This window comes from Geodermatophilus obscurus DSM 43160, from assembly GCF_000025345.1.
Taxonomy (GTDB): domain Bacteria; phylum Actinomycetota; class Actinomycetes; order Mycobacteriales; family Geodermatophilaceae; genus Geodermatophilus; species Geodermatophilus obscurus.
Map to the genome: position 1 here is coordinate 1,629,458 of NC_013757.1, position 15,488 is coordinate 1,644,945.

Here is a 15,488-nt window from a genome sequence, read left to right on the forward strand (position 1 = left end):
CAGCGAAACCGCCGATGACGGACGTGGAAATCACGCGGCGCCGTGCCGTGGCGGGGATCCAGGAGGCGGATGGTGAGCGAGGCGCTGTGGGGCCAGCGGCCTCGGCCGACGCCGGGCCCGGATGCGATCGCGGTGGGGCGGTGGGAGCCGACAACCCCCGCCGAGCTGACCGCCCACCGGCGGCAGCTGTCCGCCGCGCTGCAGGACGGCAGCGGGGCCACTGATGCCGACGAGGTCGCCGTCGAGCGGCTGCTGCTGGCCTTCGAGGAGCTGGCGTCCAACGCGCTGCGGCACGGCCGCGAACCGATCCGGGTGACCGTGACCGCCGGCCGCGACGAGTGGCTGCTCGAGGTCAGCGACGCCGCGACCGACCAGCCGCCGACACCCGCGGTGGGCCGCGACGCAGCCGAGGGCGGCCTCGGCCTGTACCTGGTCGCCCGCCTGTCCGCCGCGCACGGCTGGGACGTCCAGGGTGATCACAAGGTCGCGTGGTGCCGCGCCCAGTACAGCCCCGGCCAGGCCCCGCGCGCCGTAGCCGGTTCCCGCAGTGCCTAGCGCGGGCACCTGCACCCAGGTCTCATCTCTATCGGCCAGCACGTCGGCCGAGGCTGCTGAGCGCCCGGGGGCTGCCGACCCCCGCCGTGCTCACCCACCCAGCAGGGTGCCCGCCCAGCCGACGGGGCAGTCACTATCCCGGCACCGGGACGGCAAGTGCCGGGGAGGCCTTCCGCCGGTGGGTCCCCCCGACCCCAGGTGCAAGATCGGAACGGGCGCCTGGGATTGCCCGTGCCAAGAGTTGCGTGCCAATCCCTGCGCCTGCCAATCGCGCCCGGATCGGCGCGACCCAACCCCGGAGGTGGCGTCCCGCTCGGTGGTGTAGCTCTGGCCGGTTCGCGGGGTCTTCTGCGGGTTGAACTATGACGCGATCAGGGCTGGCTGTGCCACCTCCTCCGTCGAGTTGTCTGGTCGGTTGAGCAGTGCCATGGAGCCCTCGGAGAGGTAGCGGCGGTCGGGGACCTGCCATTCGTCGTGGGCCTCGACCAGCACCGCGCCGGCCAGCCGGAGCAGCGCGGCGGGGTTGAGGAAGACGCCGACGACGTCGGTGCGCCGCTTGATCTCCTTGTTCAGCCGCTCCAGCGGATTGGTCGACCAGATCTTCTTCCAGTGCCAGACCGGGAAGCTCGTGAATGCCAGCAAGTCCTCGGCTGCGTCGCGCAGCATGGCCTCGACCTGGGCAAACTGACGGCCGAGCATGCCGGCAATGACGCTCAGCTGGGAATGCACGTGCTCGGCGTCGGGCTGGGCGAAGACGGTGCCGATGGCGGCGGCGACCATCTCGGCGTTGCCCTTCGGGACGCCGGCGAGCACGTCGCGCATGAAGTGCACCCGGCAGCGCTGCCAGGCAGCACCCAACAGCACCGCGCCGATCGCGGCCTTCAGGCCGGTGTGGGCATCGGAGATGACCAGCTGGGTGCCGCCCAGCCCGCGGGCCTTCAGCGAGCGCAGGAACGCCGTCCAGAACGCGCCGTCCTCCGAATCGCCGACGGCGAAGCCGAGCACCTCCCGGTGGCCGTCGGAGGCTACTCCGGTGGCGATCACGACCGCCTGGGAGACCACTCGGCGGTTGACCCGCGCCTTGCAGTAGGTCGCGTCGAGGAAGACGTACGGGAAGGCCTGCTCGGCCAGCGAACGGTCGCGGAAGGCGGCCACTTCCTCGTCCAGGTCGGCGCAGATCCGGGACACCTCGGACTTGGAGATGCCGTGTCCGCATCGAGGGCCCGGACCAGATCATCGACCTTCCGCGTGCTCACGCCGTGCAGATAGGCCTCCATCACCACCGCGAACAGCGCCTGGTCGATCCGCCGGCGCCGCTCCAGCAGCGAGGGGAAGAACGACCCGGCCCGCAGCTTCGGGATCCGCAGCTCCAGGTCCCCGGCGGTGGTGGTCAGCGTGCGGGGTCGGGAGCCGTTGCGCTGGGCGGTCCGGGCCTCGGTGCGCTCGTGCGGCGCGGCGCCGATCGTGGCGGTCAGCTCGGCTTCGATCAGCGCCTGATACAGCGTCTCGGTCGCGGCGCGGATGCGGTCGTCGACGTGGGCGAGCTTGAGTGCCTCGAGGAGTTCGAGCAGGGCAGACTGGTCCAGGGCCATCGCGTGGCCTTTCTCCTACGTGTTCCTTGGCGGGTTCACGCAGAAGATCCACGCGGTGGCCTCTTGCAGGCCAGCACCACGCCGACGAGCTCAAGGCCTCCACCCAGCTACACCACTTCCAGGGACGTCACCGCAGCCGGCAGATTCCAGGTGTGCACCGACGTGATGAATCGCCCTTCGGCCGGTATCTGGCAAGAGTCCGGCAGGTCAGGGGCCGGGATCTCGTCATGCCGAGGACGTTTTGAGGGCGTGTCCCGGGTTGGCGGTGGGTAGCGGTTTGGCAGAGAAACCAGCCAGGCGAGAGCAGGTCGCGGCGCCCGTCTGCGCCTTCACCGGCGGTGGGCGGCGCCGGCTGCGGTGCCTCGAGGGATGGAGAACCACATGCCCGCAAGACGCCCGCTCAGGGGGCGGCGGATCGCCGCCCTGGCGGCCGATGGCTTCGAGAGGGTCGAGCTGGTCATCCCGCTGCGGGCCCTGAAGCGGGCCGGTGCGGGGGTCGACGTGGTGTCCCTCCGGCACGGACGCATCCGGGGTGTGAACTTGCACATGCCCGCCACCCGGGTGGGCGTCGACAAGACGATCAGCGAGACCGATCCTGCCGCTTACGACGGGCTACTGCTCCCCGGCGGGTTCATCAGTCCTGATCTGCTCCGCCAGTCCGCCGAGGCACGGGAGTTCGTCCGCGCCTTCGCGGCGACTGACCGACCCATCGTCACGCTTTGCCATGGACCGTGGGTCCTCGCGTCGGCGGGAGTCCTCGTGGGACGGACCCTCACTTCCTGGCCCGGCATCCGGGACGACCTGGTGAACGCAGGCGCCACGTGGTGGGATCGGCAGGTCGTACGGGACGGGAACCTCACCACGAGCCGAGGGCCCCAGGACATGGCAGCCTTCGTCCCGGCGATGCTCGAGGCCTTCACCGAGACCTCCCCACAGCCGGCGAGGACGACAGCGGACGACGAGTCCGATCCGCAGCGCGATGCGCCTTCGGGTCTGGCGGTCACGGCGCTGCGGTGGTCCCCGAAGCCGTCTGCCGTCGCCTTGGTCGGCATCGGACTGGTGGCGGCCGCCCGGGGCGGTTCTCGCGGGCCGGCGCCGCGGGGGTGACCTGTGCCGCGCAGCGTTCCTGGTCCTGTCGCCGGCGGCAGGTGCGCTTTCCGCGGTGTCGACAGCGGCCGCCTGATCGTCGGGCATGAACTGCCCGCTGGAGCGGACGGCGACGACGGCGTCAGCGGGAACGGCCAGCCCCAGACCGGGCGCGTCCACCCATTCGCCTCCACTTCGCCGAGCCGCCGCTCCGTCCGGACCGTGGCACACCGCAGCGCTGTCGACGGCAGGCCCCACGCCGGGCCGGTCATGTGGCACCCCGGCGAACAGCCGGGATGCGTCTCCGGGTGCAGGGGCTGGCTATCGCTCGAGCGGGAAGTCCGCCATGCGTCGATCCTGCCCACGCCTGCTCCGTCGCTGCCGTCCCACCGCCCCGGCGGCCGTCCCCCGGTCATTCGCAGCCTGCCGTGGACTCCGCTGTCCGGGTCCGCGGTCTGCCGGTCCTGCGGCCTGGGTAGGAACCGGTTCCGACCACACGGCGAAGGAGCCCCATAAGCCAGGACCAGTACTCCCCCCAGGACCCCACCGGGCAGCACGTCAAGCCGGACGCGCTGCCGGAGCAGGAGATCGAGCACCCGGGCCTGGAGTCCGACATGGCCGTCGAGCCCGACTACGGCGAGGAGACCTATCGGGGCAGTGGTCGGCTCGAGGGGAAGCGCGCCCTCATCACGGGAGGCGACTCCGGCATCGGGCGCGCGGTGGCGCTGGCCTACGCCCGCGAGGGTGCCGACGTCGTGCTGTCGTACCTGCCCGAGGAGGAGGACGCGCAGGTGACCGCCCGCGTGGTCCGGGACGCCGGCCGCACCGCCGTGACCGCGCCCGGGGACATCCGGGACGAGGCCTTCTGCCGAGAACTCGTCGAGTGGACCGTCTCCGAGCTCGGTGGACTCGACGTGCTGGTGAGCAACGCGGCTTACCAGATGACCATCGAGGACCTCAGCACCGAGCAGCTGCTGCGCACGTACTACACGAACGTCTTCGCCACCTTCTGGCTGTGCAAGGCTGCTGTCGCGCACCTGCAGCCGGGCTCGAGCATCATCATCACGACCTCGATCCAGGCCTACCAGCCCTCCCCGGCCCTGCTGGACTACGCCTCCACCAAGGGCGCGCTGGTGAACTTCACGAAGGGGCTGTCCCAGGAGCTCGCCCCCCGCGGGATCCGGGTCAACACCGTGGCCCCCGGTCCGATCTGGACCCCGCTGATCTCGGCGACCATGCCCGCCGAGAAGGTGGGATCCTTCGGCGCCGAGACCCCATCGGCCGCGCCGGTCAACCTGCGGAGCTGGCCCCTGCCTACGTCTTCTCGGCGGCCCAGGAGTCGAGCTACATCACCGGGGAGCGGATCGGCGTCACCGGCGGGATGCCGATGCCCTGAGCCGATCCGCCGCAGGAAGGCCCGACGCGGCCTTTCCCTGCTCGTGGCCGAGAGTGGGCCTCGGGGCGTCCGGCGGTGGCTGGACCCTCCTGACCGCCGGTGTCCTCAGGGGCCGGGCGGTCGCCGCACGGACATGGTCGACCGGCCGTCCTCCGCCAGGCAGTCGACCCCGCGCACCCTCTCGGCTGAGGCACGTAGCAGGGTCAAGACCCGCGCTCAGCTGGGCGGACACGCAGAGGAGCTGGTCGGGACGTGGAGCGGGTGACGGGAATCGAACCCGCATGGCCAGCTTGGAAGGCTGGGGCTCTACCATTGAGCTACACCCGCGACGGTGCCTCGACAGCGTAGCCGCTGGGGCTCCAGCTCCCCGCGCCGCGTCGTCCCCGTTCGGACGGGACCTAGACTCGACCCGCCACGGGGTGTGGCGCAGCTTGGTAGCGCACCCGCTTTGGGAGCGGGGGGCCGTGGGTTCGAATCCCGCCACCCCGACCATCGCGGTCCCCGTCCCGCCGGACCGGCGCCTCCACGGCTGTCTCTAGACTCGTGGGTCGACCCGGCGTCGTCCGGCGCCCGTCCCCGTCTGTCGATCGAGGAGCACTGCCGCTGTGAAGAGCACCATCGAGGAACTGGGCCCCACGCGGGTCCGGATGGCGATCGAGGTGCCGTGGGGGGACCTGGACCACGCCTTCGGTGAGGTCTACAAGGAGCTCGGCAAGCAGGTGCGCGTGCCTGGCTTCCGCCCCGGCAAGGTGCCCAACCGCGTGCTCGACCAGCGCGTCGGCCGGCCGCTCGTCCTCGAGCAGGTCGTCCAGCACGCCATCCCGGAGGTCTACTCCGAGGTCGTGCGGGAGAACCAGGTGCGCGTCCTGGGCCAGCCGGACATCGAGGTGACCCGCCTCGACGACAACGACACCCTCGCCTTCACCGCCGAGGTCGACGTCGCCCCCAAGGTCGAGCTGCCGTCGCTGGACGAGCTCGCGGTCACCGTCGACGACGTCGAGGTCACCGACGAGGAGATCGACGAGCAGATCTCGGTCATGCGCGAGCGCTTCGGCATGCTCACCGGCGTCGACCGCGCCGCCCAGGACGGCGACTTCGTCTCCATCGACCTGGAGGCCAAGCTCGGCGACGAGGTCCTCGAGGACGGCTCGACCACCGGCATGTCCTACGAGGTCGGCTCCGGCAACCTCATGGAGGGCCTCGACGACGCCGTCCGCGGGCTGTCCGCCGACGAGTCCACGACCTTCCAGACCGCGCTGCTGCAGGGGCCGAACGCCGGCGAGACGGCCGACGTCACCGTCACCGTCCGCTCGGTGAAGACCAAGGAGCTGCCGGAGCTGGACGACGAGTTCGCCTCCACCGCCAGCGAGTTCGACACCCTCGAGGAGCTGCGCGAGGACGTCCGCACCCGGCTGGCCCGCACCAAGGTGCTGCAGCAGGGGGCGCAGGCCCGCGACAAGCTGGTCGAGCACCTGCTCGAGACCGTCGAGGTGCCGATCCCCGAGAACCTCGTCGAGCGCGAGATCGAGTTCCGCAACCAGGCGATGCTCAACGAGCTGCAGCAGGCCGGCATGGACTGGGACAGCTTCCTGCAGATGGCCGGTGTCGAGAGCCGCGAGGCCTACGACGCCGACCAGCGCAAGACCATCGAGGAGGCGGTGCGCACCCAGTTCATCCTGGACGCCATCGCCGACGCCCGTGAGGTCACCGTCGACAACGAGGACCTCTCGGCGCAGATCATGGCGCAGGCGCAGCGCAACCGGATGAGCCCGGAGCAGTACGCCCAGCAGCTGCAGCAGGGCGGCAACATCGCCGAGTTCGTCGCCGACGTCCGCCGCACCAAGACCCTCGCCCAGCTCCTGGAGCAGACGACGATCACCGACGCCTCGGGCAACGTGGTCGACCTCGAGGCGCTGCGCCCGCGGACGGTGCAGGCCCCGGCCGCCGCCGGGACCGACGCCGACGCCGAGGACGCCGACGCCGACGCCGAGGAGGCCCCCGACGCGGAGGTCGCGAACGCGGTTGCCGTCGAGGCGGCCGAGGGCGCGACCGAGGACACCGAGGACGTCACCAAGGCCTGATCAAGGACCCCCCTGCCCCCCACCACTCGCAGGCTCGCGGCGGGGCCCTGCGGGGGGCCGCCCGTCCGCCTCACCCCGAGCGGGCTCGAGGCGAGCCTCTGGACGGGGGCCGTGCACGACCGACGCCGTCCCACCCGGGCTCCGGGGAGGGGCGGCGTCGCTGGTCCCGGGAGGGAACGGAGCGGCCGGCCGCTGCGCCGACGGCGAACACCCCCCGAGTCGGGACTGCCCCCTCCTGCACGCGCGTTAGGGTCGACGCAGACCCAGATCGGCACCGGGTACACCGCACCGCGGCGGTGCCCGGCCTGCACCACCAGCCCCGCCCAGCGAGACCGACTGCACGACAGTCCAACGGAGGTCACCGCACCCGTGAGCACCAACCCGAACCAGGCGAGCGCGCCGCTCCTGCGTGGCGCCGCCGGGGGGATGAACCTCGGCGACTCCGTCTACGAGCGCCTGCTGCGCGAGCGCATCATCTTCCTGGGCACCCAGGTCGACGACGTCATCGCCAACCAGCTGGCCGCCCAGATGCTGCTGCTGTCGGCCGAGGACCCCAAGCGCGACATCCACCTGTACATCAACTCGCCCGGCGGCTCGGTCAGCGCCGGCATGGCGATCTACGACACGATGCAGTTCATCGACTGCGACGTCGCCACCTACGGCATGGGCCTGGCCGCCTCGATGGGCCAGTTCCTGCTCACCGCCGGCACCAAGGGCAAGCGCTACGCCCTGCCGCACGCGCGGATCATGATGCACCAGCCCTCCGCCGGCGTCGGCGGCACCGCGGCCGACATCGCCATCCAGGCGGACCTGTTCCGGCGCACCAAGCAGGAGCTCAACGAGCTGCAGTCCTTCCACACCGGGCAGCCGGTCGAGCGGATCAACGAGGACTCCGACCGCGACCGCTGGTTCACCGCGCAGGAGGCCCTGGAGTACGGCTTCGTCGACCACGTCGTCAGCCGTGCCGCCATGACCGACAGCACCAACCCGGTCACCGACAACTGACGGTTCGGAGGAACTGACATGAGCTTCGAGATGCCCTCCAGCCGTTACATCCTGCCCTCCTTCGTGGAGCGCACGAGCTACGGCATGAAGGAGTCCAACCCCTACAACAAGCTCTTCGAGGAGCGCATCATCTTCCTCGGGGTGCAGATCGACGACGCGTCGGCCAACGACGTCATGGCCCAGCTGATCACGCTGGAGTCGGCCGACCCGGACCGCGACATCACCATCTACATCAACTCGCCCGGTGGCTCGTTTACCTCGCTGATGGCCATCTACGACACGATGATGTTCGTCCGGCCCGACATCCAGACCGTCTGCATGGGCCAGGCCGCCTCGGCCGCCGCCGTCCTGCTCGCGGCCGGCACGCCGGGCAAGCGGCTGGCGCTGCCGTACTCGCGCGTGCTGATCCACCAGCCCTCCGGCGAGGCCGGCGGTCAGGTCTCCGACCTGGAGATCCACGCCGCCGAGATCCAGCGGGTCCGGGCGCAGATGGAGGAGATCCTCGCGCGGCACACCGGCCGCTCGGTCGATCAGGTCCGCGCCGACATCGACCGCGACAAGATCCTCACGGCCGAGGAGGCCAAGGAGTACGGCATCGTCGATGCGGTGATCCAGAGCCGGAAGCTCAACGCCCTCCCGGCCTGATCCGCCGAACCGGGACGGGTCGAGTGCGCGCGTGTCGGGCGCTCGACCCGTACCGTCGGGGACGCGGGATGCATGTGGTCAAAGGCGCCGCCCCCGCCGGGCGAGTCATCGCCCTCCGGGGTCGGGGCCGGCAGGTACGGTCGGCGAGCGCCCGATCCCCGGACTGACGTGCCGGGAGGAGAGCCTCGCCGGAGTGGGGCCGAACGCGGGACATCAGCACCATCAACAGGCGGGCTCCTGAGACACCAGGAGCCTGGAATCCCCCCGAGGTGGAGGTCAGCAGGTGGCACGAATCGGTGAGAGCGGTGACCTGCTCAAGTGCTCGTTCTGCGGGAAGAGCCAGAAGCAGGTCAAGAAGCTCATCGCTGGCCCCGGGGTCTACATCTGCGACGAGTGCATCGATCTCTGCAACGAGATCATCGAGGAAGAGCTCTCGGAGTCGTCGGACCTGAAGTTCGACGAACTGCCGAAGCCCAAGGAGATCCACGACTTCCTCGAGCAGTACGTCATCGGCCAGGACAAGGCCAAGCGTGCGCTCTCGGTCGCGGTCTACAACCACTACAAGCGGGTGCAGGCCGGCGGTGCCGGCAGCCGCGACGACTCGGTCGAGCTGGCCAAGTCCAACATCCTGCTGATGGGCCCGACCGGCTGCGGCAAGACCCACCTCGCCCAGACGCTGGCCCGGATGCTCAACGTCCCGTTCGCCATCGCCGACGCCACCGCCCTCACCGAGGCCGGCTACGTCGGTGAGGACGTCGAGAACATCCTGCTCAAGCTGATCCAGGCCGCCGACTACGACGTCAAGCGGGCCGAGACCGGGATCATCTACATCGACGAGGTCGACAAGATCGCCCGCAAGAGCGAGAACCCGTCGATCACCCGCGACGTCTCCGGTGAGGGCGTGCAGCAGGCGCTGCTGAAGATCCTCGAGGGGACGACGGCGTCGGTGCCCCCGCAGGGTGGCCGCAAGCACCCGCACCAGGAGTTCATCCAGATCGACACGACGAACGTGCTGTTCATCGTGGGCGGCGCCTTCGCCGGGCTGGAGAAGATCATCGAGCAGCGGGCCGGCAAGCAGGGCATCGGCTTCGGCGCCGAGGTCCGCGGCAAGAAGGAGATCGAGGAGGCCAACGCCTTCGCCGAGGTCATGCCCGAGGACCTCCTGAAGTTCGGGATGATCCCCGAGTTCATCGGCCGGCTCCCGGTCATCACCAGCGTGGAGAAGCTGGACCGCGACGCGTTGATGAACATCCTGACCGAGCCGAAGAACGCCCTGGTGCGCCAGTACCGGCGGCTGTTCGAGCTCGACGGGGTGGAGCTGGAGTTCACCGACGACGCCCTCGAGTCGATCGCCGACCAGGCCATCCTCCGCGGCACCGGCGCCCGCGGTCTCCGCGCAATCATGGAGGAGGTGCTGCAGTCGGTGATGTACGACGTCCCCAGCCGGGACGACGTCGCCTCGGTGGTGATCACCCGAGAGGTCGTGCTGGAGCACGTCAACCCGACGATCGTGCCCCGCAAGCCCAACCGCGCCCCCCGCGAGAAGTCGGCCTGAGCCCAGGCGCACCGCGACGGCCCGTTTCCCACCAGGGAGGCGGGCCGTCGCCGTTTCCGGGGGTCGTGTAGCCGAGTGATGTGCACCTGTGGCGCAGCCGGGCGCCGTAGGTGCGCCGGAAGCGCACATCACCTGCGGGTGAGGAGCGTCTCCCGGGCCCTGCAGACCTGCAGGATCTCGCGGCGGCAGCCCGCTGGCTCCCGGGTCAGCCGCCGGTAGCTGAACCGCAGCACCACCCACCCGAGCGCAGCCAGAGCGACATCACGGCGGGTGTCGCGTTCCCGCGCGTCCACGCTGCCGTGGAAGGCGGCGCCGTCCAGCTCGACGGCCACCTTCAGCTCGGGCAGCGCGGCGTCCAGGCGGACGACCCCGGTGGGCAGGACGACGTGGTGCTGCTGAACGAAGCGCGGCATCCCCGGTCCCTGGAGGACCTCGCGCACACCCCAGATCTCCAGCTCGCTCTGGCAGCCCTGCTCGACGAGACCGACCAGCGTCACCAGCTCACCACGGCCCGGCAGTGCCGGCCGGCGAGTGGCCTCGGCGCGCAGCCGCGCCGCGCCCACCCGACGATCGCGGAGTGTCTCGATCACGGCAGCGCGTGCCCGTTCCACGGCGCGGGGGTGACCTCGACGGCCGTGCGCCCAGCCCCAGCTGTCGACGAGCGTGCGGGGGAGCGGCGTGACGGGGAGGGGACCGAGCCGGTCGGTGACCAGGTCCTGCACCCGGTGGACGACGAGGCCCGGACTGTGCAGCGCGCGGCGGTCGGCCGGGACCGACACGTGCACCGGGCCGGCGTCCTCGGCGACACGCCAGGCAGCGAGGGCCGAGCTGTGGCTCAGTGTCCCGTCGGTCGCGAGGACCCCGGCGAGCGCACGAGTACGCCACTCGGGCCAGCACTCAGGCGCGGCCAGCACGCCACGGTGCGGTCGCAGCAGCCGGCCGTCGGCGACCCAGCGACCGAGCGTGTGCCGGTCGACCTGGCCGGCCAGCTCGGATGCGCGGGCGACCCCGTGCGGGCCCAGCAGAACGAGGAGGTCACGCGCCACCCCACCACCGTGGGTCCCGTGCCGGCCAGGTGCAGCCGGGGTGCCGGTGCTGTGGAGCGCCGGCACTCCTGTGGACGCCAGGGTGATGTGCGGTCGTGGCGCATCCCAGGTTCAGGACGCGCCACGGCCGCACATCACCGGAGGGGGAGGGGTCAGGCCTCCGCGGGTGGAGCGAGGACGACGTCCACGGCGAGCGGGCCCTCACCGGCGACGACGGTCAGCGAGGCGATCCGGCCGGCCTCGGCCAGGTCGCTGCGCGCGGCCTCCACCAGCGGCACCTGCTCGGCCGGCGCGGTCACCGTCGCGGAGTCGACGTCGGCCCGCATGGAGACCTTGGCGTCGGACTTGGCCTTGCGGACCCCGGCCAGCGCGACCGTCACCACCGAGACCACCGCCGGGTCCCCGCCGTCCGGCAGCTCGCTCGCGGTCGGCCACGGCGCGCGGTGCACCGAGCCGGACTGCCACCAGGACCAGACCTCCTCGGTGACGAACGGCAGCACCGGCGCGAACAGCCGCAGCTGCACCGACAGCGCCAGCGCGAGGGTGGCCCGGGCGGACTCGGCGGCCGGCCCCGACCCGTAGGCGCGGGACTTCACCAGCTCCACGTAGTCGTCGCAGAACGACCAGAAGAACGCCTCGGACAGCTCGAGCGCCCGGGTGTAGTTGTAGGTCTCCATCGCCGCGGTCGCCTCGTCGACGACACCCGCCAGCCCGGCCAGCAGACCCCGGTCGACCGGCTCGGTCACAGCCGAGGCCGACAGGTCGGCCGACGCCCCCAGACCCAGCACGAACTTGCCGACGTTGAGGATCTTGATGGCGAGCCGGCGGCCGACCTTCATCTGCGCCTCGTCGAACGGCGAGTCCGCCCCCGGCCGGGCGCCGGCGGCCCGCCAGCGCACCGCGTCGGTGCCGTAGCGCTCGAGCACGTCGATCGGCGTGACGACGTTGCCCTTCGACTTTGACATCTTCTTGCGGTCCGGGTCGACGACGAAGCCGGAGATCGTCGCGTGCGTCCACGGCACGGTCCCGTGCTCGAAGTGCGAGCGGACGACGGTGGAGAACAGCCAGGTCCGGATGATGTCGTGGGCCTGCGGGCGCTGGTCCATCGGGAAGACGTGCGCGAACAGCTCCGGGTCGGTGTCCCAGCCCGACGCGACCTGCGGCGACAGCGACGACGTCGCCCAGGTGTCCATGACGTCGGGGTCGGCGGTGAAGCCGCCGGGCTCGCCGCGCTGGTCCTCGGAGAAGCCAGGCGGGACGTCGGACGACGGGTCGACCGGCAGCGCCTCCTCGGGCGCGAGGATCGGCGAGGACCAGTCCGGGTCACCGGAGGAGTCGAGCCGGTACCAGACCGGGAACGGGACGCCGAAGAACCGCTGCCGGCTGATCAGCCAGTCGCCGTTGAGGCCCTCGACCCAGTTCTCGTACCGGTACCGCATGTGCTCGGGCACCCACCGGATCTCCCGGCCACGCGCGACCAGCGCGTCGCGCAGGGCGGCGTCCCGGCCCCCGTTGCGGATGTACCACTGCCGCGTGGTGACGATCTCCAGCGGGCGCTCGCCCTTCTCGTAGAACTTCACCGGGTGGGTGATCGCCCGCGGCTCGCCGTCCAGGTCACCGGACTCCTGCAGCAGCTCGACCATCCGCTGCTGCGCGCTGAACACCGTCTTGCCGGCCAGCTCGGCGTACGTCTCGGCGGGCACCCCGGGCGGCGCCTCGGGCAGCAGCCGGCCGTCCCAGCCGACGATCGCGCGGGTCGGCAGCTGCAGCTCCCGCCACCAGGTGACGTCGTTGAGGTCGCCGAAGGTGCAGATCATCGCGATGCCCGAGCCCTTGTCCGGCTCCGCGAGGCGGTGCGCCACCACGGGCACCTCGACGTCGAAGACCGGCGTCCGCACGGTCTGGCCGAACAGCGGCTGATAGCGCTCGTCGTCGGGGTGGGCGACCAGCGCGACGCAGGCGGGCAGCAGCTCGGGCCGGGTCGTCTCGATGAACACCGGGCCGTTGGCGGTGTGGAAGGAGATCCGGTGGTAGGCGCCGGGGCGCTCGCGGTCCTCGAGCTCAGCCTGGGCGACCGCCGTCCGGAAGGAGACGTCCCAGAGGGTCGGCGCCTCCTGCGCGTAGGCCTCGCCGCGGGCGAGGTTGTGCAGGAACGCACGCTGTGCGGTGGCGCGGGAGGCCTCCGAGATCGTCCGGTAGACGTTGTTCCAGTCCACCGACAGCCCGACACGGCGCCACAGCTGCTCGAAGGCCCGCTCGTCCTCCTCGGTCAGCCGCATGCACAGCTCGACGAAGTTGCGCCGGGAGACCGGCTGCTGGTCCTTGCCCGGCTTGGCCGGTGGCTCGAAGCCCTCGTCGTAGGGGAGCGAGGGGTCGCAGCGCACGCCGTAGTAGTTCTGCACGCGGCGCTCGGTGGGCAGGCCGTTGTCGTCCCAGCCCATCGGGTAGTAGACGTGCTTGCCGCGCATCCGCTGGTAGCGGGCGACGATGTCGGTGTGCGTGTAGCTGAACACGTGCCCGACGTGCAGCGAGCCGCTGGCCGTCGGCGGCGGGGTGTCGATCGACCAGGTCTGCTCCCGGGGCGCCGCGAGAGCGGCCGCGCGGTCGAAGGCGTAGGTGTCGTCCTCGGCCCAGCGGCCGGTCCACTTGTCCTCGAGCCCGTCGAGCGACGGCTTCTCCGGTACGCCGACCGAGGCTCCCGGCGCAGCGGTGTCCGGGGTGCGGGTGTCGGTGACCATGTCCCTGAGTCTAGGAACCGCGCGGCTGGCATCCTGGGCAGGATGAGCAGCGACCTGACCCGCGTCGAGAAGGAGCTGCTGGCCCGCTGGCCGGAGACCCGTCTGGAGCCCTCGCTGGCCCGCATCTCCGCCCTGGTCGACCTGCTCGGATCCCCGCACCGCGCCTACCCCGTCGTCCACGTGGCCGGCACCAACGGCAAGACGACGACGGCGCGGATGGTCGACGAGCTGCTGCGGGGCTTCGGCCTGCGGGTGGGCCGCTTCACCAGCCCGCACCTGCAGTCGGTGCGCGAGCGGATCGTGCTGGACGGCGAGCCGGTGAGCGCCGAGCGCTTCGTCGAGACGTACGACGACATCGCGCCCTACGTGCAGATGGTCGACGCCGCCGGCGAGCACCCGATGAGCTTCTTCGAGGTCATGGTCGGCATGGCCTACGCGACCTTCGCCGAGGCGCCGGTCGACGTCGCGGTCGTCGAGGTCGGCATGGGCGGCACCTGGGACGCCACCAACGTCGTCGACGCCCGCGTCGCCGTCGTCACCCCGGTCGCGCTGGACCACGCCGAGTACCTGGGGCCCGACGTCGGCACGATCGCCGGGGAGAAGGCCGGGGTCATCAAGCCCGACGCGGTGGCGGTGCTGGCCCGCCAGCAGCCCGCGGCGCTGGACGCGCTGGTCCGCCGCGCGGTCGAGGTGGAGGCCGTGGTCGCCCGCGAGGGCACCGAGTTCGGGGTCCTGGACCGCCGGGTCGCCGTCGGCGGCCAGCAGCTGCGCCTGCAGGGCCTCGGCGGGGAGTACGAGGACGTCTTCCTCCCGCTCTTCGGCGCGCACCAGGCGCAGAACGCCGCGACCGCACTGGCCGCCGTCGAGGCCTTCCTCGGCGCCGGGGCGGCCACCGGCACGATCGACCGGGAGACCGTGCGCGCCGCGTTCGCCGCCGTCCGCTCGCCCGGCCGGCTCGAGCGGGTGCGCACCAGTCCGACGGTGCTGGTCGACGCCGCGCACAACCCCGCCGGCATGGCCGCGACCGTCGACGCGATCCGGGAGTCCTTCGACTTCACCCGGCTGGTCGGCGTGGTGGGCGTGGTCCACGGCAAGGACGTCGCCGGGATGCTCACCGCGCTCGAGGAGGTGTGCGCTGAACTGGTGGTCACCCAGAACAGCTCGCCGCGCGCGATGCCGGCCGACGAGCTCGGCGCGCTGGCGGTCGACGTCTTCGGCGCCGACCGGGTCAGCGTCTCGCCGCGGCTGACCGAGGCGCTCACCGAGGCGATCGAGCTGGCCGAGGCCGGGCCGGACGACGCGCTGGGCGGCTCCGGCGTGCTGGTCACCGGCAGCGTGATCACCGCGGGGGAGGCCCGCACCCTGATGGGCGGGACCACACCGTGACGGCTCCGGACCCGGTGCGGGCGGCCCGGGCGCTCCGCGGGGCCGCGGCCGGCGTGCTGGTGCTCGAGGGCATCGCCGTCCTGTTCGTGCCGCGCGGCATCGCGCAGACCGAGGAGGGCCTCGGCGGTGTGCGGCTGGCGCTGCTGCTGGTGCTGGCCGTCGTCCTCGTGCTCGCCAGCGGGGTGCAGCGCCGTCCCCAGGGCCTCGTCGTGGCCACCGCGCTGCAGGTGCCCCTGCTGCTGACCGGTCTGATCAACAGCGTCATGTGGTTCGTCGGCGGGGTCTTCGTGCTGATCTGGCTGTACCTGCTGCAGGTCCGCAAGGAGCTGCTGGGCTCGCCGTTCGGGGAGCCGGGTCCCCGTTCGGACGACGACGCCGGCGCGGGCGCCGCGTAGGCTCCGCG

The 15,488-nt window shown here is 71.6% G+C and carries 11 protein-coding genes, 2 tRNA genes and 1 pseudogene; 10 read left to right on the forward strand and 4 right to left on the reverse strand.

All coding sequences use genetic code 11. The annotated features are described in order from the left end of the window. Positions 1 to 72 precede the first annotated feature (72 nt). Complete coding sequence (locus tag GOBS_RS07750) at positions 73 to 555, forward strand: ATP-binding protein (RefSeq protein ID WP_243697666.1); 483 nt, start codon at positions 73 to 75, stop codon at positions 553 to 555. 360 nt (positions 556 to 915) lie between these two features. On the opposite strand, the pseudogene GOBS_RS07755 reads toward GOBS_RS07750, so the two are convergent. Continuing rightward, positions 916 to 2,147 (reverse strand): annotated as a pseudogene (locus GOBS_RS07755) (IS256 family transposase). Between the two features lie 369 nt (positions 2,148 to 2,516). Between GOBS_RS07755 and GOBS_RS07760 the strand changes: the two are divergent. Together GOBS_RS07760 and GOBS_RS25300 are read left to right on the forward strand one after the other, a co-directional pair. Further along, positions 2,517 to 3,254: a type 1 glutamine amidotransferase domain-containing protein gene (locus tag GOBS_RS07760; RefSeq protein WP_243697667.1), complete on the forward strand. Its 738-nt coding sequence runs from the start codon at positions 2,517 to 2,519 to the stop codon at positions 3,252 to 3,254. Between the two features lie 593 nt (positions 3,255 to 3,847). Then, positions 3,848 to 4,894 (forward strand): SDR family NAD(P)-dependent oxidoreductase, encoded by a 1,047-nt coding sequence (locus tag GOBS_RS25300; protein ID WP_243697668.1) that lies wholly within the window; start codon positions 3,848 to 3,850, stop codon positions 4,892 to 4,894. Here the strand turns inward: GOBS_RS25300 and GOBS_RS07770 are convergent. Continuing rightward, a tRNA-Gly gene (locus GOBS_RS07770) sits at positions 4,883 to 4,956 on the reverse strand. The two genes, GOBS_RS25300 and GOBS_RS07770, sit on opposite strands and share 12 nt — an antisense overlap. An 88-nt stretch (positions 4,957 to 5,044) precedes the next feature. Here GOBS_RS07770 and GOBS_RS07775 point away from each other — a divergent pair. The 5 genes from GOBS_RS07775 to clpX all read left to right on the forward strand — a co-directional run bounded on the left by GOBS_RS07775 (position 5,045) and on the right by clpX (position 9,915). Next, a tRNA-Pro gene (locus GOBS_RS07775) sits at positions 5,045 to 5,121 on the forward strand. A gap of 113 nt (positions 5,122 to 5,234) precedes the next feature. Continuing rightward, a complete protein-coding gene (gene tig, locus GOBS_RS07780) occupies positions 5,235 to 6,710 on the forward strand; it encodes a trigger factor (protein ID WP_012947735.1) in 1,476 nt (491 codons plus the stop codon). A 369-nt stretch (positions 6,711 to 7,079) separates the two neighbouring features. Beyond that, on the forward strand, positions 7,080 to 7,715 hold the full coding sequence (locus GOBS_RS07785) for an ATP-dependent Clp protease proteolytic subunit (protein WP_012947736.1): 636 nt from the start codon (positions 7,080 to 7,082) through the stop codon (positions 7,713 to 7,715). Positions 7,716 to 7,733: 18 nt separating this feature from the next. Then, positions 7,734 to 8,360, forward strand: coding sequence for an ATP-dependent Clp protease proteolytic subunit (locus tag GOBS_RS07790; protein ID WP_012947737.1), 627 nt, complete (start codon positions 7,734 to 7,736; stop codon positions 8,358 to 8,360). Positions 8,361 to 8,643: 283 nt separating this feature from the next. Further along, positions 8,644 to 9,915 carry an ATP-dependent Clp protease ATP-binding subunit ClpX gene (gene clpX / locus GOBS_RS07795; RefSeq protein ID WP_012947738.1) on the forward strand — a complete coding sequence of 424 codons (1,272 nt, stop codon included), beginning with the start codon at positions 8,644 to 8,646 and terminating at the stop codon, positions 9,913 to 9,915. A 128-nt stretch (positions 9,916 to 10,043) separates the two neighbouring features. Here clpX and GOBS_RS07800 read toward each other — a convergent pair whose 3' ends face one another. Both GOBS_RS07800 and valS read right to left on the reverse strand, forming a co-directional pair. Beyond that, on the reverse strand, positions 10,044 to 10,961 hold the full coding sequence (locus tag GOBS_RS07800) for a DUF559 domain-containing protein (protein WP_012947739.1): 918 nt from the start codon (positions 10,959 to 10,961) through the stop codon (positions 10,044 to 10,046). Between the two features lie 152 nt (positions 10,962 to 11,113). Continuing rightward, positions 11,114 to 13,699, reverse strand: a complete 2,586-nt coding sequence (valS, locus tag GOBS_RS07805; RefSeq protein WP_012947740.1) for a valine--tRNA ligase — start codon at positions 13,697 to 13,699, stop codon at positions 11,114 to 11,116. 42 nt (positions 13,700 to 13,741) lie between these two features. On the opposite strand from valS, the gene folC reads away from it, so the two are divergent. Further along, positions 13,742 to 15,085, forward strand: a complete 1,344-nt coding sequence (folC, locus tag GOBS_RS07810) for a bifunctional tetrahydrofolate synthase/dihydrofolate synthase (RefSeq protein ID WP_012947741.1) — start codon at positions 13,742 to 13,744, stop codon at positions 15,083 to 15,085. Next, complete coding sequence (locus GOBS_RS07815; protein WP_012947742.1) at positions 15,082 to 15,480, forward strand: DUF4233 domain-containing protein; 399 nt, start codon at positions 15,082 to 15,084, stop codon at positions 15,478 to 15,480. The genes folC and GOBS_RS07815 overlap by 4 nt, the downstream gene beginning before the upstream one ends. Positions 15,481 to 15,488 lie beyond the last annotated feature (8 nt).